This is a genomic window from Candidatus Tiamatella incendiivivens (genome assembly GCA_015522635.1).
GTDB classification, from domain to species: Archaea; Thermoproteota; Thermoprotei_A; order Sulfolobales; family Acidilobaceae; genus Tiamatella; species Tiamatella incendiivivens.
Map to the genome: position 1 here is coordinate 96,759 of WALW01000027.1, position 26,568 is coordinate 123,326.

Annotated in this window: 33 protein-coding genes and 1 tRNA gene; 23 read left to right on the forward strand and 11 right to left on the reverse strand. The window is 38.7% G+C overall.

The genetic code is table 11. From position 1 onward, the window contains the following. Nucleotides 1-4 precede the first annotated feature (4 nt). The 4 genes from F7B60_07220 to F7B60_07235 form a co-directional block, all read right to left on the reverse strand. Nucleotides 5-970: an ABC transporter ATP-binding protein gene (locus tag F7B60_07220; protein ID MCE4615299.1), complete on the reverse strand. Its 966-nt coding sequence runs from the start codon at nucleotides 968-970 to the stop codon at nucleotides 5-7. Between the two features lie 159 nt (nucleotides 971-1,129). Next, a complete protein-coding gene (locus F7B60_07225; protein MCE4615300.1) occupies nucleotides 1,130-3,781 on the reverse strand; it encodes an ABC transporter substrate-binding protein in 2,652 nt (883 codons plus the stop codon). Nucleotides 3,782-3,923: 142 nt separating this feature from the next. Further along, nucleotides 3,924-5,471 carry an ABC transporter permease gene (locus F7B60_07230; protein MCE4615301.1) on the reverse strand — a complete coding sequence of 516 codons (1,548 nt, stop codon included), beginning with the start codon at nucleotides 5,469-5,471 and terminating at the stop codon, nucleotides 3,924-3,926. Between the two features lie 10 nt (nucleotides 5,472-5,481). Next, the gene (locus F7B60_07235; GenBank protein MCE4615302.1) at nucleotides 5,482-6,504 is read right to left on the reverse strand and encodes an ABC transporter permease; all 1,023 of its coding nucleotides are present in this window, start codon (nucleotides 6,502-6,504) and stop codon (nucleotides 5,482-5,484) included. 146 nt (nucleotides 6,505-6,650) lie between these two features. Here F7B60_07235 and F7B60_07240 point away from each other — a divergent pair, with 146 nt between their 5' ends. Together F7B60_07240 and F7B60_07245 are read left to right on the forward strand one after the other, a co-directional pair. Continuing rightward, entirely contained in the window at nucleotides 6,651-7,244 is a 594-nt protein-coding gene (locus F7B60_07240; GenBank protein MCE4615303.1) for a hypothetical protein, read from the forward strand. A gap of 135 nt (nucleotides 7,245-7,379) precedes the next feature. Next, nucleotides 7,380-7,970: a TATA-box-binding protein gene (locus F7B60_07245; GenBank protein MCE4615304.1), complete on the forward strand. Its 591-nt coding sequence runs from the start codon at nucleotides 7,380-7,382 to the stop codon at nucleotides 7,968-7,970. Here F7B60_07245 and F7B60_07250 read toward each other — a convergent pair. From F7B60_07250 to F7B60_07260, 3 genes are all read right to left on the reverse strand, one after another. Beyond that, nucleotides 7,967-8,725, reverse strand: coding sequence for a metallophosphoesterase (locus F7B60_07250; GenBank protein ID MCE4615305.1), 759 nt, complete (start codon nucleotides 8,723-8,725; stop codon nucleotides 7,967-7,969). The genes F7B60_07245 and F7B60_07250 overlap by 4 nt on opposite strands. A 99-nt stretch (nucleotides 8,726-8,824) precedes the next feature. Further along, a tRNA-Lys gene (locus F7B60_07255) sits at nucleotides 8,825-8,933 on the reverse strand. Between the two features lie 48 nt (nucleotides 8,934-8,981). Continuing rightward, nucleotides 8,982-10,343: a RuvB-like domain-containing protein gene (locus F7B60_07260; protein MCE4615306.1), complete on the reverse strand. Its 1,362-nt coding sequence runs from the start codon at nucleotides 10,341-10,343 to the stop codon at nucleotides 8,982-8,984. 120 nt (nucleotides 10,344-10,463) lie between these two features. On the opposite strand from F7B60_07260, the gene F7B60_07265 reads away from it, so the two are divergent. From F7B60_07265 to F7B60_07275, 3 genes are read left to right on the forward strand one after another with little or no spacing between them, the layout of a single operon-like run. Further along, the gene (locus F7B60_07265) at nucleotides 10,464-10,712 is read left to right on the forward strand and encodes a DUF5622 domain-containing protein (GenBank protein ID MCE4615307.1); all 249 of its coding nucleotides are present in this window, start codon (nucleotides 10,464-10,466) and stop codon (nucleotides 10,710-10,712) included. Between the two features lie 18 nt (nucleotides 10,713-10,730). Further along, nucleotides 10,731-11,813, forward strand: coding sequence for a glycosyltransferase family 2 protein (locus F7B60_07270; protein MCE4615308.1), 1,083 nt, complete (start codon nucleotides 10,731-10,733; stop codon nucleotides 11,811-11,813). Continuing rightward, a complete protein-coding gene (locus tag F7B60_07275; protein ID MCE4615309.1) occupies nucleotides 11,800-12,444 on the forward strand; it encodes a uracil-DNA glycosylase in 645 nt (214 codons plus the stop codon). Before F7B60_07270 ends, F7B60_07275 begins: the two co-directional genes overlap by 14 nt. A 9-nt stretch (nucleotides 12,445-12,453) precedes the next feature. On the opposite strand, the gene F7B60_07280 is transcribed toward F7B60_07275, so the two are convergent. After that, nucleotides 12,454-14,325: a hypothetical protein gene (locus F7B60_07280; GenBank protein ID MCE4615310.1), complete on the reverse strand. Its 1,872-nt coding sequence runs from the start codon at nucleotides 14,323-14,325 to the stop codon at nucleotides 12,454-12,456. A gap of 98 nt (nucleotides 14,326-14,423) precedes the next feature. Here F7B60_07280 and F7B60_07285 point away from each other — a divergent pair, with 98 nt between their 5' ends. The 16 genes from F7B60_07285 (at nucleotide 14,424) to F7B60_07360 (ending at nucleotide 22,410) form a co-directional block, all read left to right on the forward strand. Then, a complete protein-coding gene (locus tag F7B60_07285) occupies nucleotides 14,424-14,906 on the forward strand; it encodes a hypothetical protein (GenBank protein ID MCE4615311.1) in 483 nt (160 codons plus the stop codon). 191 nt (nucleotides 14,907-15,097) lie between these two features. Next, nucleotides 15,098-15,484, forward strand: coding sequence for a hypothetical protein (locus tag F7B60_07290; GenBank protein MCE4615312.1), 387 nt, complete (start codon nucleotides 15,098-15,100; stop codon nucleotides 15,482-15,484). After that, nucleotides 15,466-15,978, forward strand: coding sequence for a CDP-2,3-bis-(O-geranylgeranyl)-sn-glycerol synthase (locus F7B60_07295; GenBank protein MCE4615313.1), 513 nt, complete (start codon nucleotides 15,466-15,468; stop codon nucleotides 15,976-15,978). The genes F7B60_07290 and F7B60_07295 overlap by 19 nt, the downstream gene beginning before the upstream one ends. A gap of 56 nt (nucleotides 15,979-16,034) precedes the next feature. Then, nucleotides 16,035-16,844: a translation initiation factor IF-2 subunit alpha gene (locus tag F7B60_07300; GenBank protein MCE4615314.1), complete on the forward strand. Its 810-nt coding sequence runs from the start codon at nucleotides 16,035-16,037 to the stop codon at nucleotides 16,842-16,844. A 21-nt stretch (nucleotides 16,845-16,865) separates the two neighbouring features. Further along, nucleotides 16,866-17,066 (forward strand): RNA-protein complex protein Nop10, encoded by a 201-nt coding sequence (locus tag F7B60_07305; GenBank protein MCE4615315.1) that lies wholly within the window; start codon nucleotides 16,866-16,868, stop codon nucleotides 17,064-17,066. Nucleotides 17,067-17,068: 2 nt separating this feature from the next. Next, nucleotides 17,069-17,686, forward strand: a complete 618-nt coding sequence (locus tag F7B60_07310; protein ID MCE4615316.1) for an exosome complex RNA-binding protein Csl4 — start codon at nucleotides 17,069-17,071, stop codon at nucleotides 17,684-17,686. A gap of 58 nt (nucleotides 17,687-17,744) precedes the next feature. Then, entirely contained in the window at nucleotides 17,745-18,398 is a 654-nt protein-coding gene (locus tag F7B60_07315; protein ID MCE4615317.1) for a DUF2067 domain-containing protein, read from the forward strand. Between the two features lie 2 nt (nucleotides 18,399-18,400). Then, complete coding sequence (locus F7B60_07320) at nucleotides 18,401-18,682, forward strand: DNA-directed RNA polymerase subunit L (GenBank protein ID MCE4615318.1); 282 nt, start codon at nucleotides 18,401-18,403, stop codon at nucleotides 18,680-18,682. Then, a complete protein-coding gene (locus tag F7B60_07325; protein ID MCE4615319.1) occupies nucleotides 18,672-19,004 on the forward strand; it encodes a hypothetical protein in 333 nt (110 codons plus the stop codon). The genes F7B60_07320 and F7B60_07325 overlap by 11 nt, the downstream gene beginning before the upstream one ends. Continuing rightward, a complete protein-coding gene (locus tag F7B60_07330; GenBank protein MCE4615320.1) occupies nucleotides 18,985-19,326 on the forward strand; it encodes a transcription factor S in 342 nt (113 codons plus the stop codon). Before F7B60_07325 ends, F7B60_07330 begins: the two co-directional genes overlap by 20 nt. Continuing rightward, nucleotides 19,298-19,516, forward strand: a complete 219-nt coding sequence (locus F7B60_07335; protein MCE4615321.1) for a hypothetical protein — start codon at nucleotides 19,298-19,300, stop codon at nucleotides 19,514-19,516. Before F7B60_07330 ends, F7B60_07335 begins: the two co-directional genes overlap by 29 nt. Before the next feature lie 52 nt (nucleotides 19,517-19,568). After that, nucleotides 19,569-20,309, forward strand: a complete 741-nt coding sequence (pcn, locus tag F7B60_07340; GenBank protein ID MCE4615322.1) for a proliferating cell nuclear antigen (pcna) — start codon at nucleotides 19,569-19,571, stop codon at nucleotides 20,307-20,309. After that, nucleotides 20,287-21,363: a hypothetical protein gene (locus tag F7B60_07345; GenBank protein MCE4615323.1), complete on the forward strand. Its 1,077-nt coding sequence runs from the start codon at nucleotides 20,287-20,289 to the stop codon at nucleotides 21,361-21,363. Before pcn ends, F7B60_07345 begins: the two co-directional genes overlap by 23 nt. Then, a complete protein-coding gene (locus tag F7B60_07350; protein ID MCE4615324.1) occupies nucleotides 21,356-21,877 on the forward strand; it encodes a hypothetical protein in 522 nt (173 codons plus the stop codon). The genes F7B60_07345 and F7B60_07350 overlap by 8 nt, the downstream gene beginning before the upstream one ends. A gap of 33 nt (nucleotides 21,878-21,910) precedes the next feature. Further along, a complete protein-coding gene (locus F7B60_07355) occupies nucleotides 21,911-22,198 on the forward strand; it encodes a 50S ribosomal protein L44e (protein ID MCE4615325.1) in 288 nt (95 codons plus the stop codon). A gap of 5 nt (nucleotides 22,199-22,203) precedes the next feature. After that, nucleotides 22,204-22,410: a 30S ribosomal protein S27e gene (locus tag F7B60_07360; GenBank protein MCE4615326.1), complete on the forward strand. Its 207-nt coding sequence runs from the start codon at nucleotides 22,204-22,206 to the stop codon at nucleotides 22,408-22,410. Nucleotides 22,411-22,458: 48 nt separating this feature from the next. Here the strand turns inward: F7B60_07360 and dph2 are convergent, their stop codons facing one another. Next, the gene (dph2, locus tag F7B60_07365) at nucleotides 22,459-23,517 is read right to left on the reverse strand and encodes a diphthamide biosynthesis enzyme Dph2 (protein MCE4615327.1); all 1,059 of its coding nucleotides are present in this window, start codon (nucleotides 23,515-23,517) and stop codon (nucleotides 22,459-22,461) included. A gap of 158 nt (nucleotides 23,518-23,675) precedes the next feature. Between dph2 and F7B60_07370 the strand changes: the two genes are divergently transcribed. Both F7B60_07370 and F7B60_07375 read left to right on the forward strand, forming a co-directional pair. Then, complete coding sequence (locus tag F7B60_07370; GenBank protein MCE4615328.1) at nucleotides 23,676-24,386, forward strand: VTT domain-containing protein; 711 nt, start codon at nucleotides 23,676-23,678, stop codon at nucleotides 24,384-24,386. Nucleotides 24,387-24,535: 149 nt separating this feature from the next. Next, nucleotides 24,536-25,198 (forward strand): hypothetical protein, encoded by a 663-nt coding sequence (locus F7B60_07375; protein MCE4615329.1) that lies wholly within the window; start codon nucleotides 24,536-24,538, stop codon nucleotides 25,196-25,198. Here the strand turns inward: F7B60_07375 and F7B60_07380 are convergent. After that, on the reverse strand, nucleotides 25,130-25,903 hold the full coding sequence (locus F7B60_07380) for a phosphopantothenate/pantothenate synthetase (protein ID MCE4615330.1): 774 nt from the start codon (nucleotides 25,901-25,903) through the stop codon (nucleotides 25,130-25,132). The two genes, F7B60_07375 and F7B60_07380, sit on opposite strands and share 69 nt — an antisense overlap. A gap of 22 nt (nucleotides 25,904-25,925) precedes the next feature. Next, entirely contained in the window at nucleotides 25,926-26,546 is a 621-nt protein-coding gene (locus F7B60_07385; GenBank protein MCE4615331.1) for a hypothetical protein, read from the reverse strand. Nucleotides 26,547-26,568: the final 22 nt, after the last annotated feature.

Sequence of the window (26,568 nt, forward strand, 5' to 3'; positions counted from 1 at the left end):
CTCTTCAATCGTAGAGATGGCAGGCTGTATAATGCCCCTTCTCTAATTCCTTCAAAGGCGGTTCTTCCTTATGGCAGATGTCCATTACCTTATTACACCTAGGTGCAAACCTACATCCCGGTGGAGGGAATCTTAGGTCGGGTGGAGCTCCAGGTATATACTCCAGTTTTGTAACTGGTCCTGTAAGCCTAGGTATAGCCCTTATTAAAGCCTGCGTATAAGGGTGAAGTGGATTATTGAATATCTGTTCTGCAGTACCGAACTCTACAATTTTACCAGCATACATAACAGCGATTTTCTCTGCCAATTCAGTAACAGCTCCTAAGTCGTGACTTATTATAATGATACTGCGTTTCTTTTTCCTTTGCAATTCCTTCAAAAGATTGAGTATCTGTGACTGAACTACTACATCTAATGCAGTAGTAGGCTCATCGGCTATAACTATGTCTGGTTCGAGAGTTAATGCCATGGCAATGACTACTCTTTGCTTCATCCCTCCTGATAGTTCATGGGGATATCTATCGGCTATAGTTGTTGTTAAACCAACGCTATCTAGGAGTTCATCCACTCTCTTGAAAGCCTTTTCTCCGGAATAACCTGCTAATAGCATTGGCTCCGCAATCTGCTCGCGAATCTTATAAACAGGATTGAGTGCGTTCATCGCACCCTGGAATATCATACTAACTCTCTTCCATCTAATCTTTTCTCTTATTCCCCCCTCAGTCATCTTAGTTATATCCATACCATCAATCACAACGGAACCGCTGACAATTCTACCTGGAGGAGGGACGAGGCCTATTATGCTCCATGCCAACGTAGATTTTCCACAACCACTCTCGCCCACAATGCCTAAGGTCTCTCCCTTTTCTAGCGTAAGTGATACATTGTCAACAGCTTTCACTATGCCCCTTAAAGTATAAAAATAAGTCTTTAACCCTTTAATTTCAAGCAATGGCAAGGCAAACACCATTCCACCAGCGAAACTACCGGAGCAAAATACTTGCGCTTACTAGATTTTTAATTTTACAAAATAAAATCAAATTCTACTAATACCCATACGAATATCAACTTTGCAGCTATTAATTTCAAAAAAAGAAAACATAAAAATGGGAGAATATTTTTATAGTCATTACTTTCTCATAGCATACCAAGCTGCCGCTATTATTATGATGATAATGATTATCACACTAGCCCATAGTGCTGCATTGCTCTTCTTCTGGGTAGTTGTTGTTTGTGTGGGCGATGTAGATGTTGCAGAGCTCGTTGTTGTACTCGTGGTCGTAGTTGTTGATGATGTCGTCGTAGTACTTGTGCTAGTAGTGCTTGTTGTACTCGTGGTCGTAGTTGTTGATGATGTCGTCGTAGTACTTGTTGAGGTCTGAGGAGGAGCCTGTAATGTTAGTACTTTCTGGAAAGTAGCTGGTATACTGTAGCCGACAGGGTATGCTAGAATAGCCATCGAATACTGACCTTCTGGTAAGTTAGACGGCAGTTGCACTTTAAATTCCCCAGGCTTTACTTGAATAACATCTAGGAATGCTGACTTGTAGTTGCTTAAATCAATGAGAAGGACATAAACCATTGAATTCTGCTGGGTTGCAGGATTACCGTTAACAGTAGCATCAATTAAAGCTATCGGAGTCCCCTTCGTGTTGTAAGCTATATCAACAGTCTTTACATTCATAGATAGACTCCTTGGTGAAAGCTCTGCTGCTACAAGGCTGGGTTGAACTGGGAAGTCTTGTATTCTCTCTAAAGTAGCTACATCATTAATATTATCATAGCTTGTCAGTTTGAAGGGACCGTTTCCTATCACAAGGTTACGGTACTCATTATAGAAGCTTATTAGATTATGTACACGTGCCTGCCAGTCGCTTAGCGAGAGCACACCTAAGTTTATAAGTTGTTGAACCCAGTCCGGTGGAGTGTTTATTGTGTTATTAATATAGTTTATCATCATCTTATCCTGGTCTGTCGAGATTAAGTGAACTTGTGGTAATCCTGTACTACCAGAGGCCTCCATAGTATAAACTAGCTGGTGGTTCCTTGTAGCCTGATCCATTGCAGCATAAAGTTCCAGTGGGAATGCTGACCATGGATTCATAGTTTGTGCTGTTAGACCGTCATCAACCGATGTGTAGTTAGAGTATACCGTCACTGCAGTACTGTTTATGACCTTTATGGCTACAAAGTTAGTAAGGAACGTATAGTAATATCCTAGTAGTGATGTTTCTGCTCTATTATCTTTTGTTGTATTAGTACTAGTATCATGGCTGTATTCCTCTATAACGTATATAGGAGCCAGTAAATCAGCAATCGTTTCTGTAGTTCCATCATGGAACTTCAGCTTACCTAGCAACTTGAAGTTATAAGTTATAGCATCCTTAGCATATAGCGTTCCCTCGTCACTCACATGCTTCCACTGATGAGCTTTATAATCATAGATCAAAGCGTTGCCTGGAACTTGTAATGTAGGGTTGCCTTTCTGTACGCTCCATGTTGCAGTGTTAGCAGGGCTCCAACCCGTGGCACCATCCGTTATCCTACTGGTTACTTCAGGCCATATAACTGCCTGATATACTGATTGGCTATACATGTCCTGCCATCCGGCCACAGGGTTCCATCCCCAACCGGATTTATATACATACCTGTCACTTAACTTCACAATATCTGTCGTGTAATGGAGGTTAAGGTAAGTGTATGTATTCCAGGGCCATGCCTTGGGGCTGGTTATAAAGCCTGTTAGACCCGGTGCTGCAATATAGAAGTCTCTAGTCGCAGCTACCCATATACGTACGGATTCCTGGAATCCTAGATCTAATATCTTGTTGATCATCTGGTAGAACTGAGCTGATGAATTATATTCACCATTGTCTAATGCAGTTGCTATTTTATCTATTGTAGCATTCTGATAGTTCCAGTATCCGCTTTCTAACCATCCCGGCATACCGCCCCATATGCTACTATAGAAGTATACCGCATCACCATAGTTGTACTTTGTCATACCTGTTATGCCCCATCCTTCAGTGTATAAGCTCCACTGACAGTCGCCTGGGTTTCCTGAATAGACTATTTGGAAAGCAGCACTGAAGTCCTTGTACATCCTGTTAACCGTAAGATTGGCTTCCTGTTCTAGAACGTTAGCAAGCATATCACCAATATTCCTACGCTCGTCTTCAGTTCTAATGACGAAGTTTACAGTAACTGGCTTCCCATCCTTATACCACTTACCGTTTTGGAGAACGGCACCGTCTCTCTTTAGGGCGTCAGCGAGAAGGTGAAGGCCGTAGGATTTCCCTTTAGCCTCAACTATACTCATCCACTTTGTGTTGGTAGATATTAAATGAGGATAATCAGGGTCAAGTGGAGTATAAGAATTAACTATCGGTAACGCGTATCCCTTGTATATATTGGTTACAATTTGTTCCCTTGGTATCAGGAATTCAAGTGCAAATCTTGCCTCCCTATCAGCGAACAGGTTAAACATGCCATTGCTACACTCGTTCGCTGGGTTTACTAGAATATCTGTTAAACCCGCGAGTGGTGCCATAACAGTAAATCCTTTCGTCTTAAGGGTTTGAGCTGTTTCAGCACTCCTTATTCCAAACAACCTGCCTTGGGTTTCACCATTTTGAAGTGATTGAACTGCTGTTGCGTCATCAACTATCTTCTCGATCGTTATCTTATTGACAAGAACACCTTGTTGAGCGTTTGCTTGGTATAGCGGAATGAGTGGTAGTAACATAATGACTATTAACAGTATCGAGAAATACTTTTTCACTATTAGACTCACCTCTAACATATTAAATGTTTAGTGGTCTAGTTCTTGTATTAATGACTAGCTCTATTTAAAATTATTCTCAACATATAGTGGGATAAGAATATGAATAATGGTTCACAAATAAATGTTTGAGAAACACGGATTATTTTTGTAGCTTAGGAGCAACTATGGGTTCTATAGCTCTTCCCAATAGCAGAAAAGTCGCTGAGAATACGACTAGCGCCAAACCTGGGAATAAATAAGTCCACCACCAACCATTTAGTATTGCCTGAGAACCATAGGCGTTTTGAAGCATCTTACCCCACGTAGGAGCAGTTGGATCACCGAATCCTAGTAATGCTAAGCCTGCTTCGGTAACTATTATTCCCGGGATGCTTAGAACTGCTATTGCTATAGTATATGGAAGTACCTGAGGAAATATATGTCTAAATATTATTCTTGACGCACCTGCCCCAGAAGCACGTGCAGCTTCTACATATAATTGCTCGCTTATTTGTAGAGCTGCACTTCTTATAACTATTACAGGTCCAGCCCAGAACAATATTATCATTAATCCTGCTAGTACCATTAATGTTATAGATTGACGGAATATGTAGGAAAGTACTATTAGTATGGGTAGGAATGGAAGAGAATTAACTATGTCCGCTACCCTCATCAAAGCTTCTCCCCTCATATCCTTCCAGAAACCAGCTAATGTTCCATAGATAGCTCCCACGAAGGTTGAGACGAATGTTACAGTGAATCCTATTACGAAGGCAAAAGGAACACCTAGTAGAAGGCCTAAACCTACTGGTCTTGCCTGATTATCAGTACCAAATAAACCATAGCAATTTGGCATGAATTTCCATTCAAATGAAGTTAAGTTAACCGAACCGCTGTTACTAGTTGGGGATACTCCTTTTTCTGTAAGGAAAACAGCGGTTATATTAATGGTATAATCTCCTTTCAGTGGTGTAAGCGTTTCTCCTTTACTTCCGTTCACAACACTGGCGAATAGGAGTTCATTGTTTATTATCGGGTTTACTACAATAGAGGTATTCGCGTATAGTTTTTGCAGGCTTCCCATTAGAAACGGATATATTGTATTGCTTTGGGAAATATATGTTAATCCTAACGGTAAGACCTTTATACTGTTTCCTTTTCTTTCAAGCGCACCATATAAAGCAGTTACTTTACCAGTTTGAAGCGTCGAATTATAAAAAGTTACCCTAGATCCGTCAGGCCGATCAAGTGTGTAGTATAGCTTTACAAATGAAACGTTTGCACCTACTCTAACAGCGGTTGATACAAGAACATCACTCGGAAATGCATTAGATTTATAGTTAAATTTATAGGAGTATTCCGTCTTATACCCCGCGATTTTCGTTGGTCCAAATAATCCTTGTACTGTAATCAAAGTTTTCTTTATCCCCGTTTTATTGAGATCGCCATAATGAACATCAATCTTTTGATTAAACTTGCTTGAAACCGACCAGCAAGGAGGAGCATTTACGGGATATTTATAAGGCCATAACGCTGTTACTCCCTGGGCATACTCTGTTGTAATAGTAGGATAGTAAAATGCTACAACGTACCCGGCCATTATTAGAAATAGTATAAGTAAAATAACGCCTGTTTTTCCTGAGAAACTCATCCATATTATCCGAGCATTCATAGAAAATGATTCCCTCCAGTGCTTTAGTTTAGGCATTTTCCATCACCTATGCTCTTTTCACCCTAGGATCTAAATAGGTATATAGAATGTCAAGGGCGAACCTTGTCAAAAGGTAAAGTAATGTTGTAATATATGTGAGCTCTACAAGTACTGGCACATCATTACTTTCTATTGCATCCCAATATAATCGCCCCATACCGAACCAATTGAACACCAGTTCTGTGATTATGGCTCCATTTACTACGCTGAGAACAAGGCTGAAAAGTACTATGGTAACTATCGGGGGTGCAGCTGCCCGTAAGACGTGCTTCATTAACACATCATGCTCAGGGACGCCCTTAGCTCGGGCTACTGTAACGAAATCTTCATTAAATGTGTCAAGAAGTATGTTGCGCATTCTGAATGCTGAATCCCCTATGCTTAAAATTGTTACTGTTATGACAGGTAAAGCCATTCTTCTTAATACATCAACGATATTCGTCCAGTCCGTTTGAGCACCTGGCCCGGCAAATACATGCCATTTATAGGCAAATAAGTATATGAATACCATTGCAAGCCACCACCAAGGCATGCTAACACCAAATACACTCCAAGTTATAACAGTGTTATCTATCTTCCCGCCAGGGCTTCTAGCTGCATATAACGCTAGTGGTAATGCAAATAGTAGTGTTAGAATAGAGGATGTAGTAAATAGAAGTATAGAAAATGGTATTCTTTCCCCTATTATATATAGCACTTTTCTACTTCCTTGATGCCAATACATGGATGTTAATGTTGTCGAGTTTAGGTCTGTAAATTTAAGCAGGTCTACAGTATACTTTAGCGATAAAATATACCATGGTTTATTTAGTCCTTGAGATTCTACGTATGTTTGCAGTCTTTCATTAACCCACTCCATTCTTTCTTGCGGAGTTAATCCTAACTGGTTTTTTACCTGTTGTTGCAATGACTGTTTATACTGGTTAATTTGTATTTGAGCCATAGGACCTGATGTCATAGCAGCAACTATAAAGGTCACCGCCACCAATACTATTAATAGATTAACTACTTTAATCACTAACCAGCGCAATGCCTCTCACCGTTAATCGAGCATACCATTCTAAAGCACTGCCAGGGATTCCTTTGTTTGTTTTATGAATAGAGGTCTTATTAAATCTACGTGCAAAGAATACATCACAATATAGAATACTTATAGATGAAAAGGTGATTGCCTACATGGAAATAACAATAGCTACTCCCTTCTATGAGTTGGAATCAGATAGAACTAGAATCTATGGGGAAAACCATTTCATATCTTACTTAAACAACTCTCCTAAACTCTTTACTCTTATTTATACAAAGGATTTAGGCTTTACTAACAAGCCCCTACCACAATCCCAGCCTCTTAAACCAGTATATGATAGTTCATCATACCTGCAGCTTTTAGTTAAAGAGATATCTAACCTATACAAAAACTATAGTGAACAAGTGGTTTCGTTTCCCTCTTTCAAGGAAACACTCAGATATGTTCTGGCAGTAATCATAGGGTTTGGTAAGAAAACTCCCAGGGCAAAAGTGAATAAACGTGATGCAGAACTCTTTAATGCAATTTACTATGTTAAAGATGTTCTAAAACTGGATCCAGAAAACAGTTTTAGAATATTAAGTATGAAATGGTTAAATCTCGAATTAACCCTAGATAACAATGAATTCCATGCTAATATAACTGGGAATAAGAGGAAGAATGAATATAGAGTTCTAGAGCTACTTTATATTCAGAACACCACTCTGAGAGGCTACTTAGCCAAACTAGTTAGTAAAAGGGTCTGAGTGAGTTGGTTGTCTTCATTTTTAACATTACAGGCTGCCCGCCTCTTCATCCCCAACTTATTATACTAGAGATAAGAGATTTTAATAGTCTTTTTTAAATAGGAAGCGTATTTTAGTTAGAGTTGGTGTATTGGCGTGGGAGAAGCGGAATTCGAGCCTCAAGTTCAAATCGAAAATATAGTTGCTACTGTTATACTCGAACACGAACTTGATCTACAGCAGATAGAGTCAAAAATAGAAGATGTAGAGTACAACCCTGATAGATTCCCAGGGCTTATTTATAGACTACATGTACCCAAAGTCACTGCATTAATATTCAAGTCAGGTAAAATGGTTGTAACAGGTGCCAAAAGCGTCAATCAGCTTGTGAATGCTGTAAAGATAATAATGAAGAACCTTAAAGAACGTGGAATACCGCTTCATGGGAGGCCAAGAATTCAGGTTCAAAACATAGTTGCATCTGCAAACCTAGGTGTAGAAGTAGACTTAGAGAAGACTGCGCTTCTCATAGAGAATACCATGTATGAACCGGAACAGTTCCCAGGATTAATATATAGGATGAAGGATCCCTATGTTGTACTCCTGATATTCAGTAGTGGTAGAATGGTAATTACTGGAGCAAAGCGAGAAGAAGAAGTATACCGGGCTGTTGAAAAGGTCTTCCAGACACTTAAGGAAAGAGGTTGTATTAGAGAATACGAGTTTGAAGAAGAGGAATTTCTTTAAGCTACAATATACTCCTTTATATATCTCATTTCAGGCATTTCTAGAGTCATACCAGAATCAGATATGAAAAGCCTAGCACGATCTGGTATACCGAACTTTCTTATTATTGGTGAAAGATATGCGTCATTATTCAAGGAAACAGGATTACCTGACTGATACACGCCGAAAGCAGGTAGTACGATCACTTTCGTATCACAACAACTTAGAGGCATAAACAGGAATGCAGGGAATCTGGCTGCAACCATTCCACCAAGCCTGATGACAGCAACAGGATGCTCATGACCCATAACTAAATATTTATAATGGCTTATTACCTTTTCGCCAGGGAAAACGTGCCCATGTACAACAGCTATAGAGTCTTCTATTTCGTATACCCCGTCAACTGTTTTTATGCCAAGATTAGTAAGTAACCTCTTAATGAACGTATCGTGATTACCACGAACGAGAACAATGCCTTCGACACCATAGTCTCTTATTGTTTTAACAAATTCTTCGATCTCGACTCTCTCTTGCCAAGTCAAGGCTTCAAACTTATGTTTCAGATCTCCGGCTATGACAATTTGGTTTAAACTATATTCCTCAATAACTTCTTTGATATCCTTAAGAGCCTCCTTTAATTGAACTCTAGGGAGATAAACACCTTCTTCCTCAGCTTCGCTTTCATATCCTAAATGGACATCTGCTATCATTAGAATCGTGTCATAGATTAGAGCTTTCTTTCCCCTTGGAATTATAAACACGTTATTTAAATTCATATTCCTCCCCCTTGACTTATTGATTAATCGAAAAGTAAAGTGATTGCCGTCCAAGCATGGGTGATGAAAAGTTAGGAGCCTTGTGGGCGGCGGGTGATGTGGCGGGCCCGCCGGGATTCGAACCCGGGACCTCCGCCCAGAGGGCTAACCCGACCTACTGGTCTACGGGTTAAGAGCCCGCCGCTCTACCTGGCTGAGCTACGGGCCCAACCAGTCTGTTAGGTTAAAGTTTGGATGCTTTAAAAATATACTCCTATTATTTCAAGAGCTTCTCTGAGTATTTTTCAGTGAGTTCTAGGCTTATGCTAGTATCTGCAAATAACCCAGCCGCTTTTTCTACATCAATTGGTTCTACTTTGACCCTGTTCTCCCTCTTAGCTAATATTCTAGCTGGCTCCATTAGTTGGACTGCATATCTCAGACTTTTCTCTACTCCTATTCTAGTTAGTAATTCAAGGGCTTCATCGGTTAGAGGTATACCTTCCTCATCAGACCGTATTTTGATAATCTCTCTTACATCCTTCCTAGAGTACGGCTCTGTTGGAATTATCAAGAGCCTGTCAAGGAGATCAAGAGGAATTCCATGAGGAGCTTCTATATCTGTTCCTCTTATTTTAGTGAGACCTCTATTTGTAGCTAATATTAGTATTGGGGCTAGTTCCCCTTCAATAGCCCTTGTGAGGAAACTAAACGCTTCTAAATCTAGCATATGAGCATCATCAACGAATAAAACGCCTGGAACTATTTCTGCCTGTCCGCTCTCAACCATTTTCTTAACCTGTTCATCAACATTTTTCCTTACTTCAGGGCTAACTTCTTTTTCTGCTTCAAGAAAACCAAAGAAGCTAGTATATGCTGCTCTTTGCATTACCGCTATTACGTCCAAGTCGTTTAAAGTCACAGTATGTACGGTTTCCTTAACCTTTTTAACAGAACCTTTAGGCATTTCAACGAGTCTTGGACCGCCTATATCGTAGTCCTCCTTTGACTTTGACTGTACCCTTCCCAGCCTTCTAACATGCCCTGTTTCCTCGTCTATTTCTATATAATCCCCCTCTTTCACACTAACCCGAAGTAACTGTTGAGCTACCTCCTCGGGAACTCTGAGTTTAGCTTCGTCGTCCTCAGTTTCTAAAGCGACTACCGCTCCCACAGGAATCTGAGCATATGGCATAAATGGATTCTTCTCGTATTGATAAGATATTTCCTTGACGGCTCCCTCATAGACTTTTCTTGTTTCCCTTATCCTGACACCTATAGCTCTCCTTATTGCCTGCATTAGGAATTCCGTTTTCTTTATTTCACTGCTATAAATTTCTGATCCGCTGATACCTACAAAAGGTGTGTCTTCCCCCAATTCTCTAGCTATACCTATTGCAATTGCAGTTTTACCAGTGCCGGAGGGGCCTATGAATAGTACTCCTCTACCTGTCATTCTACCTTCCTTAACCATTTCTACTACTATACCAGCCGCTTCTCTCGCCTTTGCTTGGCCTACAAGCCCGTCTTTTACTTTAACAGCCTTCCCATTCTCTTCAAGCCCTAAACCCCTTATGTGACTGTGTATACTGATTCTCTGTAATCTCGAAACAGGCTTCTCTATTTTTATCTCAACCATAGACCTTCACCGAGTAAAAGCATAATTGCCATAGTAAGGAAATCAATGTTACCTTGTTATCCAATCATAATCCTTTTTATACAATATATTGGTATCCTTTGTGGATCAGGTGATGATATAATGGGAGGAAAACAGGGGAAGTATATCTACATAAAAATTAGAGAAGATGGGTATGTAAAAGCAAGAGTTTTCAAAAACAAAGCAGATGACGATCCAGATAAATACTTGGTGACAGGCCCTAAAAGGAGTAGTGCTCCCATAACTTATTCCATCATAGACATTGATGATTTACCCGTAGAGATACAGGATAAACTTCTTGGCAAAACTTCCACTGCAGAGGAACCCGAGGAAGAACCCAAAGAATCCTAGTAATTGGTTGAAATAATATTGACAGAAAAATCTAACTGTAACTTATCTGTAGTTATACCTACATATAATGAGAAAGAGAATATAAAATTACTTCTACCTAGGATAATAGAAGTACTTGAAGATTATAGTTGCAAGGATTTTGAAATAATTATTGTAGACGATAACAGCCCTGATGGAACATCAGATATAGTTAAAGAGTTATCTAATGAGGACAATAGAATTAAACTCATAGTCAGAACTAACGAAAAGGGCCTAGCTACCGCTGTAAAAGAAGGGTTGAAGCAAGCAACAAGAAAATATGTAATAGTTATGGATGCAGATTTCCAGCATCCTCCAGAATTGATTCCCGAACTTTACCAGACAGCCTTAGAAGGATATGATATCGTTGTCGCCTCGCGGTATATTCGTGGAGGAGGAGTAGAAGGATGGAGTGTAATCAGGCTACTGGCTAGCAAAGCTGGATGCCTTATAGCTAGGATGCTAGTTAGAGGAGCCCGAGGCGTGAGAGATAATATGTCAGGTTACTTCATTGTTAGAAAATCATCTATAGATATCGACCGGTTAAACCCGAGAGGATACAAGATCCTTTTAGAGATCTTAGGAAGACATAGGGATATAAAAATTACAGAGATACCGTATATCTTTAAAAATAGACTGGCTGGAGAAAGCAAAATAAGCACAAACACCCTAGTCAACTTTTTGGTTCATATTTTCAACGTGTCAGAACCCCTAAAATTTGCAGCTGTAGGTGCCTCGGGCGTACTAGTTAACCTTGGTATAATGTGGTTTTTCTTATACTATGGGTTGTCTAAGGAGTTATCCAGCCTTGCAGGTATAGAAGCAAGTATAATAAGTAATTTCCTCCTGAATGATAGTTTTACTTTCCAGGGAAGAGAAGAAAAGAAGTATGGGTTCCTTGCAAGGCTTTTATTTTATCACCTATCATCCTCGGTTTCTGCAATAACAACATTCTTAACAATGCTATTGACAACAGAGTATCTTGGGATACACCCTGTCTTGGGACAGTTTATAGGTATATTATTGGGTTTTGCTGCAAACTACCTACTAAGCTCACGGGTGATATGGCTTGAAAAACCCTGAAAATGAAAAAACTAGTGAAATAGTTAAAATCATTAATGAAATTAAAAACTGTACCAAATGCCCCCTGTATAAGTATAGAACCAATCCTGTACCAGGGGAAGGCCCTCTTAATGCTAAGGTAATGTTTATTGGTGAAGCTCCAGGTAGAAATGAAGATACACAAGGAAGACCTTTTGTGGGCAAAGCCGGCGAGCTTTTAGACTATTTACTAAGCTTAGCCAGCCTAAAACGTGATGAGGTTTACATAACTAATGTAGTGAAATGCCGCCCGCCAAATAATAGAGATCCCAGCCCCGAGGAGATCTCTTCTTGTCTGCCTTACTTGAGGAGGCAAATTAGGATTATAGAACCTAAGATAATTGTGTGTTTAGGTCGCTTCGCTGGATACACGATATTCCACCTAGCCCGTCTTAAATGGGGTGGAATGTATCGCTCTCACGGTAAAGTATATTCGGTTATAGTTGAAGGAATTCCTGTTAAACTTATCGCAACATTTCATCCTGCATCAGCTTTCTATAAAAGAGAAGTTCAATCTTTCCTAGAAGAAGATTTTAAGGAAGTTATTGCGAGTCTTATCCGAGATTTAGCTGAACCGTATAAAGAAAGAAAGACATTATTCGACTTCATGTAGGTTGATGCATTATTTCACGTTCTGTAATGCTTTTCTATAAGAGTAGATTGCTAGGAGATATCCTATAGAAACTCCTAGAAATACCATGGAGACTAGGTAGATTGTTTGCACATTATACTCTGGACGTTGATAGCTACTAATTAGAGTCTCATTAGTCTGTTGTAAGAGTTGTGTAGAGTGAGATACTAGTATCCAGAATATAGCAGATGATACTCCGTATGAAGTGATTCCCTGAGCTGTTTCGAGATCACCCATTATAGTAAGCTGTTTTCCATATTCTATATAATCCATAGTAAGAATAGAGGGATACCCGGATGCTAAGGCTCTCATTTCTAGGAGACTGGCTGTATTCTCTAGCTCCTGCGTATAACTTCTTATTCCTTGTAGATATTGGAGACCTTCTGCTAGAGCAGTGTCTATCATACCAGTGAACCTTGACAATGAATCAGCCATAACTTCCATAGCTAAGCCGAATGCTATAGTATCATTTCCACTATACCAATATTTCTGTGATAAACTAAGAAGTTCTTTATCTCTATCTAGGTTTTTGAGTAGTTGGTTTTTCAACTCATCGCTTAACTTAGATTCCTTTATTAGTGATAGCTGGTAGTTCAGAGTGATCTGAGCATATTCTATATATGATTTCAATGCCTTATGAACATTGCTCTTAGATATGAGAGGCGGTTCATTGCCTAGTAATGTAGCTAACTTGACCCAATGAGAGACACTTGTAATTCTTGCTTTGAGATAGCCTAAATTCCATGATTGAGTCAATCTGTCCATAGAGGAGTATGATTCCATTAATTGCAGAAAGGTAGTATTAGCTTCTGCAAGCCTTGATGCAGCAACCGATTTTAACTCAAACTCCCATAAGGTATTGCCGTTTATTTCCCTAAGCAATCCACCAAGGCTAGTCATGGATTCTTTTAGCTGACTTAATTCTTCGGATATAGTACTCGTATTAGTTGACAGAAGATAAAATTCATAAAATGCCGTTGCATTCACAAGTGCTCTGAATGCAAGGCTTGCTGCAGAGTAGGGGTATATAGCGTTATTATGTATAGTTTTGTTGGTTTCCTCAATCAGCAACATTGTATTACGATAAAGCTCACTGTGTTTACTTGTAAAATTTCTAGGTATTACTGTAAGATTTCTATAAGCCATACTAATCATATTAACAGCGTCCTTCACTGTTTGAACTTCATATTCGTTGGGAATCGATTTGTTAATGTTACTTAACTGTAGTCCTAACGTTGTATTTGGATCATATCCGAGCATTCTTGATGCATTAAATATGCCAGTAATAAAGACTACTTTGCTTCTACTAGTTCGATTAACGTCACCTATGTTAGCGAGTGGAAGAAATAATTTATAACCAGATGCCTCTGCTGCTTTGAGTTTAATTTCTACTCCCCCTATAGGAACAGAAGAAAAGTCAGGGCTTATTGCACCCGTAATTACGTGGTCCAAGCTTACATTGAAACCCTTCAATAGAAGATATGTTGTTAGAGCTATACCAAAACTAGCACTAGGCCCCTCAACAGAATCTGTTGTATGAAACTGAATTATGGCATCCAGACTCCTCCAATCAACACCAGCAGCTGTACAGGCTATATAGAATGCTAGTTCGCTACTAGTCTTAGTAGAGGATGATACGCTACCACCTGCTTGGACATCTACGTTCCCAACTCCTTTTTTTACAGTAACTGATATGTTCACCAGTTCACCTTCGTGATCCTTAACCGCGGGTGCTATAAACCAGCCCGTCCTACTTGCCTTGTTACTAGGATAGGCTTGTACGACCAGGATAGTATTGGATATAATTATTAGGATTAAACCCAAGCCTATTGCCATTCTTAACATAACCAGCCTTGCTTTCAACTATCATATCCCCTTCTAGTGATTACATTTACCTACTAAAGCTTCTTTATATAAACAATAGTATAATTAAACATTTAGATAGAAGTAGGGGTGTAAAAATGTCACAGTCGCCTTCGAAGGGAACCAAAGACTTCAAATTGGTTACATTCAAAGTAATAACGCTAGATCAAGTGCTTAAAAACGAGAGATTAATGAACCTATTATATTTACTATCTAAGTTCAAGGAGCTAAATGAAAAAACAATCTACCATTTAGTTCATGAAGTTCAAGAGAAAGGCCTCAATCTAGGATATAATTTCTTTGTAGTAGGTGGGCATCCGAATAGCAAACAACTTAAAGATGATTTAGTTGCATTAATGTATGTTGATCTAGTAGAAGCAGAGCCGCGAACCAAGAAAGTCAAACTGACCGGTCACGGCTTAGATATTATTGAGAGCTACACAAAAGAATTATCTTTAGATAAAAAATCACTAACAGACAACATACTAGAGGAGATCAAAAAGAAAATCATGGTTCTAGATAACGAAGTAGATCTGGAGATGACCCTCAGAAAAAACCGTAGGAGGGGTCGTAGGTTTTAAAAGATAATAATATCTATCCATTATTTGGAGAATTCACTTTTCCCATATTTTTCACGGATAAAAAATCCGTTCTAGTAGACTTTATAGAAAACATAGCATTACACTACATTTATACTGGTACGAAGGTTACCATAATAGCACCACCATCCTATAAATTCAAGGAAAGAATAAAAGGTGTGTCCCTCTACAAGGTGCTAGATATACATGAACAAACTATAAAATTACTCGAAAACTTGAGGAAACAGACTCTTGTAATTCTTGTCGATCTAACTTACTTTTACAGAGAGAACCCCCTTGAACCAGCAGTATCTAGGCTAACAGTGTTTCAGCTTGCATTACTTAGATATCATGCTGATAAATATGCTTCAGTAGGCACTATCGAAACTAGTGAACAGCCAGACCGTGTTTCCGCATTCAAATACGCTTCATTTTACAGTGACTGTATTTGCAGAATCGGAAAAGAGCCGGGTGGAAAAGAGTTTAAAGTTGAAAGCCTCTATACGAGTAGTCGAAAACCTCGGAAACTATTAGTGACATTCACAAAGGATGGGGGGATGTTATGGACGTTTCTGGACTAATAAGAGAGTACATCGACTTGCTGGTAATTTTTTTACCAGCCATGGTTGCAAACGGGGCCCCTGTTGTATTTAAGGGTAGAACTCCTCTTGATATGGGTAGAGAATTCATTGATGGAAAGAGAATTTTTGGTGATGGTAAAACAATTGAAGGATTCCTTGTGGGAGTGCTGGCAGGATTGGTTTTCGGTTTATTAGAAGCATTAGTTGCATTTAATTGCAAATTTTTATACGTAGGATTCTTAGGCGGTTTAGGGGCAATGCTAGGTGACATCACAGGATCATTCTTTAAAAGAAGAATAGGCTATGAGAGAGGAGAGCCTCTGTTATTTGTTGATCAGTTAGATTTTGCTTTATGTGCCACGATATTTTACTATTTAATTAGGGTAGAAATGAATTTCTATGCTCTCTTACTAATTTACTTAACTATTTTCATCCTACATGTTGGAACAAATAGAATAGCATATGACCTCAAACTTAAAGACGTCCCCTACTGAGACAACATAAGTTATTTAGCATTAACAGACTGTTCTTCTAAGCAGGGTGCAGTGTGATGCCGTTAAAACCAAGGAATCCATTACCTTCAGTAGGAGAATTAGTCATAGGTACAATAACGAATATCAAAGATTATGGAGCATACCTAAAGCTCGATGAATATGATAATTTACCCGCATTTCTGCCTTGGAGCGAGATTGGAGCTAGACTGATGAGAAACTTCAACAATCTATACCATGTAGGAGACAAGATTGTTGTGAAGGTTATCCGTGTTAATAGAAAGAAAATGCAGGTTGATGTTAGTTTAAAGAAAGTTATGGAAGGTGAGAAAAGAAGAAAAATGATGCAATTCAAGAGAAGGGTAAAAGCTACCACCTTAGTAACTATGGTAGCCGAAAAAATAGGGGCCAGTATCAATAATGCTTACCAAGAAGTTATCTGGCCACTAGAAAACCATTACGGTGATCTCATGACCGCTCTAGAATATACTGTCATTGAAGGCCCTGAAGCACTCAAACAGGCAGGCATCCCTGAACACTGGATCAAACCCTTATACGAAACAGCTGTGAAGCATGTGGAAGTAAAGCAAGTGAAGATTTCGGGCATGTTTGAGATTAGATCATTAGCACCAGAAGGAGTAGAGAGAATAAAGAAATTACTCACTAATATAATTAGGTATGTTTCAAGAAAAGATGAATCAGTCAACGTCAAAGTTTTCACTATAGGAGCACCTAAATATAGAATAGATTTAATAGGATACGATTACAAGATCCTTGAAGTTGCATTATCTAAAGCTTTAAAGAAAGCAGAGAAGGAGGCAAAGAAACTAGAGTTTGAGTTCAGTTTCACCAGAATAAAAGAAAAATAACTGGAGCGATGGTGACTAGCATTGAAATGGCTTCTCAGACGATGTAGAAAATGTGGCAGATACACACTTAGAAGAGATATGTGCCCAGTATGTGGAGGAGAACTCTACGTACCGCATCCTCCAAGGTTTTCGCCTGAGGATAGGTATGTTTCTTACAGGTATAACGCGAAAAAACAAGCTGGTACAGTAAAGCAGTCTAGTTGCATTAGTGGGAGGTGCTAATATTGAAAAGCATTGTAACACCAGGGGATGAACTCGGAGTAGTTGAAGAATATCTAGAGGGAGAAGGTATCTATGAGAATGGAAACGGATATCTGAGGAGTATGTATACTGGAAAAGCTTTTTACGATATGGTTAAGAGGACAGCCAATGTTATACCTGCTAGGAAAGCTAAGTTTCCAAGACCAGGAGATACGGTTATTGGTGTTGTGACCACAATAAAGCCTGATATGGTTATACTAGATGTTTATGGTAAAGTAATTCTGTCTGGGAGAACAATTATTGTCGAAGAATTCTCAGGTACACTTACAGGATTAATTCCTATCAATTTAGTAGCACATGAGTATGTAAAGGATGTACATGATTACTTCTATATTGGAGATATCATTATTGCTCAAGTGACTGGCTCGCGAAACCCCTTCCAGCTATCAACAAAAAAACTGATGCATGGAGTTGTTCATTCATTATGCCCAGAATGCAATACTCCTCTAGACATCGTTAATGAAAGAACAATGAAATGTCCGAATTGTGGAAGAACAGTTAAGAAAAAGGTTGCACTAATTAAGAATAGAGATAAAATTTACCATAAAATGAAGCGAATACTCAGCTTCTACATATACTAGTACAATTTGTATTTCAAGCTAGCTATCTTATAAATAGGTTTCATATGCGTGATGCGAGTTGCCTCAAGATAAAATGAAGAAAACAGTTCTATACGTCAAGATTCCAAAAGGAATAGGACTTAGTGAGTCAGAACTCATAGATAAAATACTGAGTAGTTCAAAGACAAAGTTTACTTCGATTAAGTACGATAAAAGTCTTCTACGAATAGAATTCCATACCAATGACTACCTGAGAAAGGAAGTGATTCATTCTATTAGAAACATTTTATTTCAATATACTAAAAAGATAGATGAAAACTTAAAACAATATTCAACCACCGAAATAAGTCGTCTTGCCGGATCAGCTTTACCTATAGATCCTTTAGTAGAACTATTAAAAATCGAGGGTTTTCAGGCATATAAATCTAAGAACGGGGTTGAGACGAATACGCCTTTGGAGATATTAAATAAAATTCTAATCAATATAGCAGAAAAGTATAGGGAAATAATCAAACTGAAAAGCCTAACTAAACCTGCTAGATCTCTTTTGACAGTTCTAATATATATCTTCCCGGAAAAAGGTATTAACGATATTTTATGTGAACTACATGTTAATGGGTATCTGATAGAAAAGGAGAATAAGATTTCCGTATCTCAAGATTGGAGGAAGATATTATGCAAACTATATTTAATGCCTCAAACAAGCAGTAAATCTCCGAGGGTGTGTGATTAAAAATGGAAATCGAAGTGGTAGAGAAAGATAATAATAAACTTATATTCAGGCTTAAAGGAGAAGATCACACTATTGCTAACTTACTAGTAGGCTACTTGAAAAGGGTAAAGGCTGTTGAAAGAGCATATTATAATGTACCCCACCCACTAACTGGTGTTCCCGAAATTACTGTTCTAACAGACGGTTCTAACAGCTCTCCCCAAGTAATCGAAACGGCGGTGAAATCTATATTAAATGATCTTCGATTGTTTAAAGAAAAATATAGTAAAGCCCTTGAGGGATAGAGAAATAAAACGAGAAGCAAGGTTTCTACATGTCAAATGTGCAAAATCTATTTGCACTATTCTAGTATCCCGCGGACTAACAATAGATAATGCTGTTATTCTTCCTCGAGAATCGTTATGCTCTAGGATTATGGAGTTCAGCTTCATAAACCAAGTCAGATATGTCTGCGAGGAAAACGATGAAAACTGTTATCTAGATGTGCCAGTGGTTCGGTGTAATGATATAATTGTCGAAAACGAGAGACTAATAGTAATTAACGTTTTTGCCAAAAGAGTAGCTGTTAAGGCCGAGGTGGTGGTTCATGGTGAAGTTTTGCCCTAAATGCGGATCTATAATGATTCCTAGAAAGGAGGGTGGCAAAACTGTATGGATATGCCCAAAATGCGGCTACAAAGTAGAAGCTACAAATAAAGACAGAGTAGTCATTAAAAGCAAGACTAAACACAGTCCGAGAGATAAGCTTATTGTCATCGAGGACGATATGCCTCCTACTGCATCTCTCTTAAAGGGAGTTATTAGATGCCCAAAATGCGGATCAGATGAGGTTTATTACTGGATGGTTCAAACAAGATCTGCTGATGAACCAATGACTAGGTTTTACAGGTGCAAGAAATGTGGATATACCTGGCGTGAATATGAATGATACCTGCTTACAAATTGAGGCACTACATAAATCTCTAGTCAAAGCTAATAAAATATTAGAGGAAGCCATTGCAAGAACACCTGCTACTATTACCTCGTATCCTAGACTTGTTTCATTGAGTGAGTTAACTAAAGGATCTTCGAATATTATAAAAGAATTGCTGGAAACATATTGTAAAACCAATGGTTAGTAATATAATATATCCAAGACAAAGACTTTAGAATAATTGGGGTGTAGTGTTTTTGGCGAAACTACAGTTTATGAACGCAAGGCTATGGAGATTTATGATAGAGTCTATAGAAAAAGTTATAGCCGAAGGTGTATTTGTACTCGATGGAGAAGGCTTGAAATTGAGGGCAATTGATCCCTCAAAGATTATGATGGTAGACTTGTTTTATCCTAAAGAGGCTTTTAGTTTTTATAATATAGAGAATGAAACTGCTCTAGCTGTAAACTTTGAAGATGTAATAAAAATGTTTAGGAGAGCATTAAAAAATGATGTTCTAGAACTGGACTTCGATGAATCTCATATCTATATAACACTGCAGGGAAAAGGTATTAGAAGCTTTAAACTGCCTCAAATTCAACTACCCTATGAGAAACTCCCTGAACCGAAAGTAGGATTTACTGTTCATGCGAAAATGATGGGCAGTATTTTCAGCGATATAATCAAGGACATAGAACTCGCGGGAAGCTCTGTTACATTTACTGCCAAACAAAACAAACTATACTTATCCTCACTAGGTGATATAGAGGAGGCAGAGGTTGAGCTTTCTATAGAGAAACAGAACCTGATAGAACTGGAGATAGAGTCAGAGGACACTACTTCCTATTCGGTAGTATATTTATCTAACATGGTTAAGGCCACGAAAGTTGCAGAGTCTGTTACCATACATTATAGTGAAGATGCGCCGTTAAAAGCAGACCTAGAATATATTGGCGGTGGAAGGCTGACATTCTATGTCTCGCCACTTATCACGTGACTCTCGTGAATTTATTGTTGCAAAATATTATAGGACAAAAGGAGATGATTTAGTCCTCCCATATAACTTCAGGTCACGCGAATTTGCCTTTCAATTATTTAGTGCAAAAAGATATATTCGACACCTATCATTCGGATCAAAAGAAGAACTAATAAGGTGGATTATAACCAAGCTTCCACACTCTGTCTTCTATAGTTCCGCTATATATGAGATTCCAGACGCTCCTAACATGAAGGAGAAGGGTTGGACTGGTGCAGAGCTTCAATTAGATATAGATGTTGATCATCTAGCTGAGTGCAAAAATGATATATACAACCCATGTAAAGACTCCTCCATGGATATAAAATTATTCAAGGAAAACTGTTTAGAAACAGGGTTTCTGAAAGCGTATGAAGCAAAGATCATCCTGGAAAGAGATTTTGGCCTTAAACATATCGAAATACATTTTTCTGGAAACAGAGGGTTTCATGTCCTAGTCAGGGATCGGGGGGTTCTTTTACTGGAAGGAGATGAACGAAGGGAATTAGCAGACTACTTAAACGGCACAGGTTTAGCTTTAAACACTGTTATCCCGAAGAGGAGAGGTTTGACAAGTCAAATACCAACCCCCGAAGAACCTGGGTGGAGAGGACGATTAGCAAGATGGGCTATAAACTTATATAAAAATAAAAAAGGACAAGTAGATAATGGTTTTGAGGAGTACTTCTGGAATAACCTTGAAAAAATTATCCAAGTCACAAGCATTGAAACAGACGCCCAGGTCACGATTGACACTACCAGATTGATTAGAATTCCTGGCTCTGTAAATGGTAAGTCAGGGCTTTTAGTCTCTGATATAAAAAAGACCCCAAATATGGAAATCTATCTAGACGAATTCTCTCCCTTTAACGGGACGTTGAAAATAACTCCACTCTGTAATATGGAAGTTTTCTTCGGAGGGAAGAAGCTAGTGTTTTCCAAGAATATAGCTTATAAAGTGGAGGGAAGCATTGGTGTGTTCCTTCTTTTTAAAGGTTTAGCAAGACTAGTTTACTCAGGTGATTTAATTGTCTAGTCTACCTGCTGGAGGACCATTCAAGGCTGCTATGGGTGTAATAGAGGCTCTGAGCAGGGAGCATGTAAAAAAGATAACGGATATGATGTCGTCATATTGTGGAAATAGATCTAACAATGAATTCTGTAATGAGCTTGTTAGGGAGTTGGAAAGCTCCTCTGAACTCATTTCTCGTATAAGGCTTAGAGATATGGGTTTATCCGGGAAAAACTGCCTCGAAGATTACGAGGGACTTGATAAAAAAGTGTTTGCGTTTATAAAAGGACTAGTCGAAGTTTATGCATACCATATTGCTGGAAGGTATCTAGTAACGGATTCTGGTAATGTAGTAGTGAGAATCAAGAAAAGCTTCTATCATCCGTCTGAGAACATACAGCTGTTAGAGGGAGACTATACATTCCTGTCGTTTTCGGATTCTATTACATTCACAGCCTTAGGATTAGTAGAGCCTGTAACATCTAGTATAATTAATATTCAGCTTAGTGAAGGGCAAATATTTAATGCTCAAGGATAACACCCTTTTTGTTCTAGGCTATGGGGTGGTAGAATGAAGTTTCCAAAGAAAATAAGAACGTATTGCCCAAAATGCGGCACGCATACTGTTCATACTGTTAGTATTTACAAGCATGGTAAGAGACGTAAGTTGTCTGAGGGAGAAAGAAGATACAAGAGGAAGAAAGAAGGTTATGGAAGCCAAAGGAAGCCGGAACAGAAACGGTTCGCCAAGGTAACTAAGAAAGTTCTACTCAAGGTAAGATGCACGAAATGTGGGTATACAACATACCGGCTAGGTATTAGACTTAAGAAAATAGAGCTAATAGATGTGATGAGGTGAGACTAATGCCCTTCGTTCCTAAAAGAAGGGTTTTAATACCAAAACCCAAAAGCAGGTTCATACAAGTAGTATGCCCTAACTGTGGTTACAAGCAAATAATATTCGATCACGCCACATTCCCTGTGAGATGCTTGTCATGCGGCGAACAATTAGTCGTTCCTACGGGAGGCAAAGCAAAAATACTTGGAATAGTAGAACGCGTTCTCGAGTGATTTTTGACTACATGACAACAAACCACACAACAAACCACAATACCCCTCTTATAACCAGGGGAATTTATACTCGTTAGAACATTGTTTTATAGCCATAGTGGCCTCGCCAGGAGTTAGAACTGGTTTATGAAAATCGTTTAAGTCGTCTATGGGCAATCTAGGACAAGATGTAACTATATATGCATCAATATAGGTGGAATCTATGTTCAATAGCGCATTTTTAGATAGATCTGCAATTATGAATTCCCTGTACGATTTCCCACGATCCTCCAAGATATTCTTTAAAGCATTTATTAGCCATGGTCTATACTGCCCTGTTTTTGATCCTATTATTAGTCCAAAACTATCAGCATTCATTGCCTGAAGGATTCTATAGTACCGTCTCCTTAGTATCTTATCCCTTGCCCATCTGTCATAAAGTACTTCTCCAGTATATGGGTCAATCTTTATCACAGGCTTAGAAGATGAAAGCAGTGCACCTATATAGTGGAAATCACCTCCCGACATGAGAACGTGGGCATCAACTAGGTTTTCTATTCTACTAATGGCAGAATAATCACAACCTAATATTTGTCCTTTTTCCATTTCATTAAATCTAGGTTCAGGAATTACAGCGTCTATCCCCTTTTTCACAAGTTGGCTAGCAGTTCTTGGAAGCTCCTTGACGTGTTGTATGGTCCCAACTATGGATACCTTTTTGGCACCTATATCTCTGAGGATCCCAGCAAGGTTTTCTATAGTGTAGTTTGGTATTCTGCGAGTACTATACGCCGGTATGAAAATTGTTTTACTTAGTACTTTCTCTAAACCTAGAACTGAGCCTAAATTGCTTGGATACTTATTATGACCTATATGTATGATTAAGCTAGGGTTTAGTGCGGATATTGTTTCTAGATGGAGATCACATGCACCATATATAGATGATATTTCAACTACTATCCTTACATCCGAGTTAATTTTCCTTAGACAATCCATCACCTTATACGCGAAAGGCTTCAAACCGTCTGATAACTGAATAAGAAGGATATCTGAAGCCCTAATCAGCCTAACATGCTCATCCCGTAACTCTATAACATAGGGATCCTTCAAGCATGTAATTGATTTCATCTTAGACACCGGGTCGGCCCTGCGCGGGGTCATCAAAGCCAGTTATTCCGGCTAAGCCCTTTCGAGCCTCGTCATCCCCAATTACCTAGTCAAACTTATCTAATATAGCTTTAAAATACCCTTATTTTCATTGTGATAGATCGAAGGGGATATTTCATTTGGATATAGGTACAATTTCAAGTATCTTCCATAACATGGAAAACCTAGGTATCTTAGGGATATTCATAGTAGCCTTCCTCAGTAACATTCTTCCTTATCTTACGGTACCATATCTTGTAATAATATCATTATATGCAGCCTCCACTGGCAATGCTATTGACAAGATAGCTATAGGATTAGCAGGAGGAATAGGCGCTGGCTTAGGAAAAACGATTCTTTTCTTCTTCATTAGAACTGGTAGAAAACTCATATCAACAGAGAAGAGGGAGCAGTTAACAAAATTTGCCGACATGTTCCAAAGGGGAATTTTTCTAGCCTTACTGCTATTTGCAGCTACCCCACTACCGGATGATGTATTCTACATTCCACTAAGCGTTACTGGATACAGCATACTGCGATTCTTCATAGCTGTCACTTTAGGCAAAACAGTAATCACTGGTATGTCAGTAGCTTTTGGCTCGTCACTTTCAATCCTCACAGGCGAAACAAGTATAATGTCCCCTGAAATTATACTAGCAACAATAATTGTAACACTTATTATAACATACGTTGTTGTTAAAATGGACTGGGATAGAGTGATCGTTGTTTATAAGAAAAAAGGGTTTATATGGGCTATAATCGAAGTATTATTCCAGTCTATAGTGATAATTTTCTTCTTCCTAAAGCCGCTTTACAATAAATACACTGGATATTTAAACAAATCACAGTAAAACCCCTGTGATTATTGTAGTTTCTTGTTCATAGGAATTACTGGAAATTCTAGATTTAGAGTTCAACGAGTTACTGTTATTAGAGACAACGAAGATTATAAAGAATCCTGTAGGGTTTCCTATGAAAAGAGAATGGGTGCTAGAGTTAGTTGATGGATATCGAGGATTTTGTAGCGGAATACGGAGAAAGGGGGAAGATTATTCTTAAAGCCATATATGAAGAAGCAGTTTACCCAAGTAGCGATACTAAGCTAGGTGATTTCAATTTCAAGTCTCTCAAGAGGAGATTAGTAAATTATGGTTTAAACTATAACCCTTCCCCCCTTCTGCGAATTTTAGAGAGAGAAGTTGGGTTCATAGAAACCTCTTATAAGAGCTCCAATCAGCACTGGTGGAAAGTAACTAATTTGAATTTACTGAAAAGAATAGTAGAGGATAGAGCATACGATGATGACCCTAGAGTACGGTTACTTAGAATACAGTTCTATAGCATAGATCCCCTAGGTGTCCTCGAGTATCTTAAGAAGGTTTCTAGAAAAAAGAGGCTATTAGACAGTGATAAAAGAAGATTCAGATCAGTAGTTTTCGATGTTCTACCTGTTATAGTCAAATTCCTCGAAGAAACAGAAGAATATGAAGAGGAGCTATCCATAGAACGAGAGGTTTCTAGTCAAATATTAGATTTAGCGGAAACAGTATCTTTCAAACTGTCAGGATCAGTTAATAGTGCTGGACGACGTTCCCTATTCAAGGGGATGCAAGGAATCGGAAAGGGTGGAGAGCCTATTCCTGATGAACGCTACCGCTTCTGATAGTATTTTCCTATTATTATACTTGCTAACTATCTCCTCCAAATACTGTTTGGGTTCATTCATTAGCTTCTTGGTATAATTGATAAGTAGAGGAAACGCTCTACATATATTGTCGACTATAGTTATATCAGCAAATTGAGATGTGCGAGAGAACGGGTTCAAATCTATGGTAACTACTTTTTTACCAAGTTTCTTAAGCGCTTCAGTTCTATCACCATCTTCTAGTGGAACCAATACTACATCTGCTGAGTATATTCCTTTAACACTTACAACTCTTCTCCAACTTTCCAGTCCTTCTAGCTTCGTTTTTGTATCATATACCCCTAGCACTTCTGGAGCTCCATGATCCTTTAGCCAATCGTAGATGGCTTCTTCTCTTTCCCTTGTCCGATAAAACAAGTTTACTTCCAACGGAATACCTGTTAGCCTCGAGTATTCGACTAGTGACTCGGGGACGAGAACTGCAGTATTGCCGTTAACGCTAATAACAGTCCTTCGTCCTAGAAGCATTAATGCAGCTCCTGCTTCTATGGCTCTTATAGCAAACTCTCTGGTTTTCTCACCAATTATATAATCAAAAGCTTCTCCTCTACCGTGCGCTATTAATCCTGCAAGAGCAACCATGCCTCTCTTATATCCTTCTATTATTTTCTCCCTTATCAATAACGACTCGTATCTCGGGTGAGATCGAGGGATTTCTGTCAAAGATTACACCTCTATAATCCTCTTAGATCACAGTAAATATTATTCCATTATACTCTGGTTCCAGTCTAAGAATCCTAGCTCCTGAAGGTAATTCTTTTATTCTATTGACAGCATCTAATAGCCTATCTTTTTCGACGAACACCACGGCAACTGATTTTTTGGCATAACTCCCAACTACACCTGGGATTGATTTCATAGAACAAAGCTCATCACTCGAGAAAGAGTGCATTCTAGCTTTGAACGTAAATTCCTCCGAAACCTCCAAAAATTTTTCAAATCCCGGTTGCTCACTAAATCTCGTTAAGAGTTTCAAGGCAAGTTTTCTAGTTTTATAACTATACATGCTAAGTAGCTTGTTGGTATGCATCCTTTCTTTATATACCGATAACACACTAATCGAATTAGGCATATAAAAACCTTCGACCTTACCTTTAGAAGGGGACCCCTCTTTCACTCTAAAAGCTATTCCCTTTCCATAAGAGATTGCTAGAACGTCTCCTAAGCCGGTTTTTTCAAGGATCTCGGCAATATGTGCATCCTCGAGAGAATCAAGATAGCTTTTAGATCCTGATAGAAAACCTGAAATCAAAAAGTACCCTAAGAATGTCGCTGCGCTAACAGCATAACCATAGCCAGGTGGCAAAGTTGTTTTGACTCCTATATGT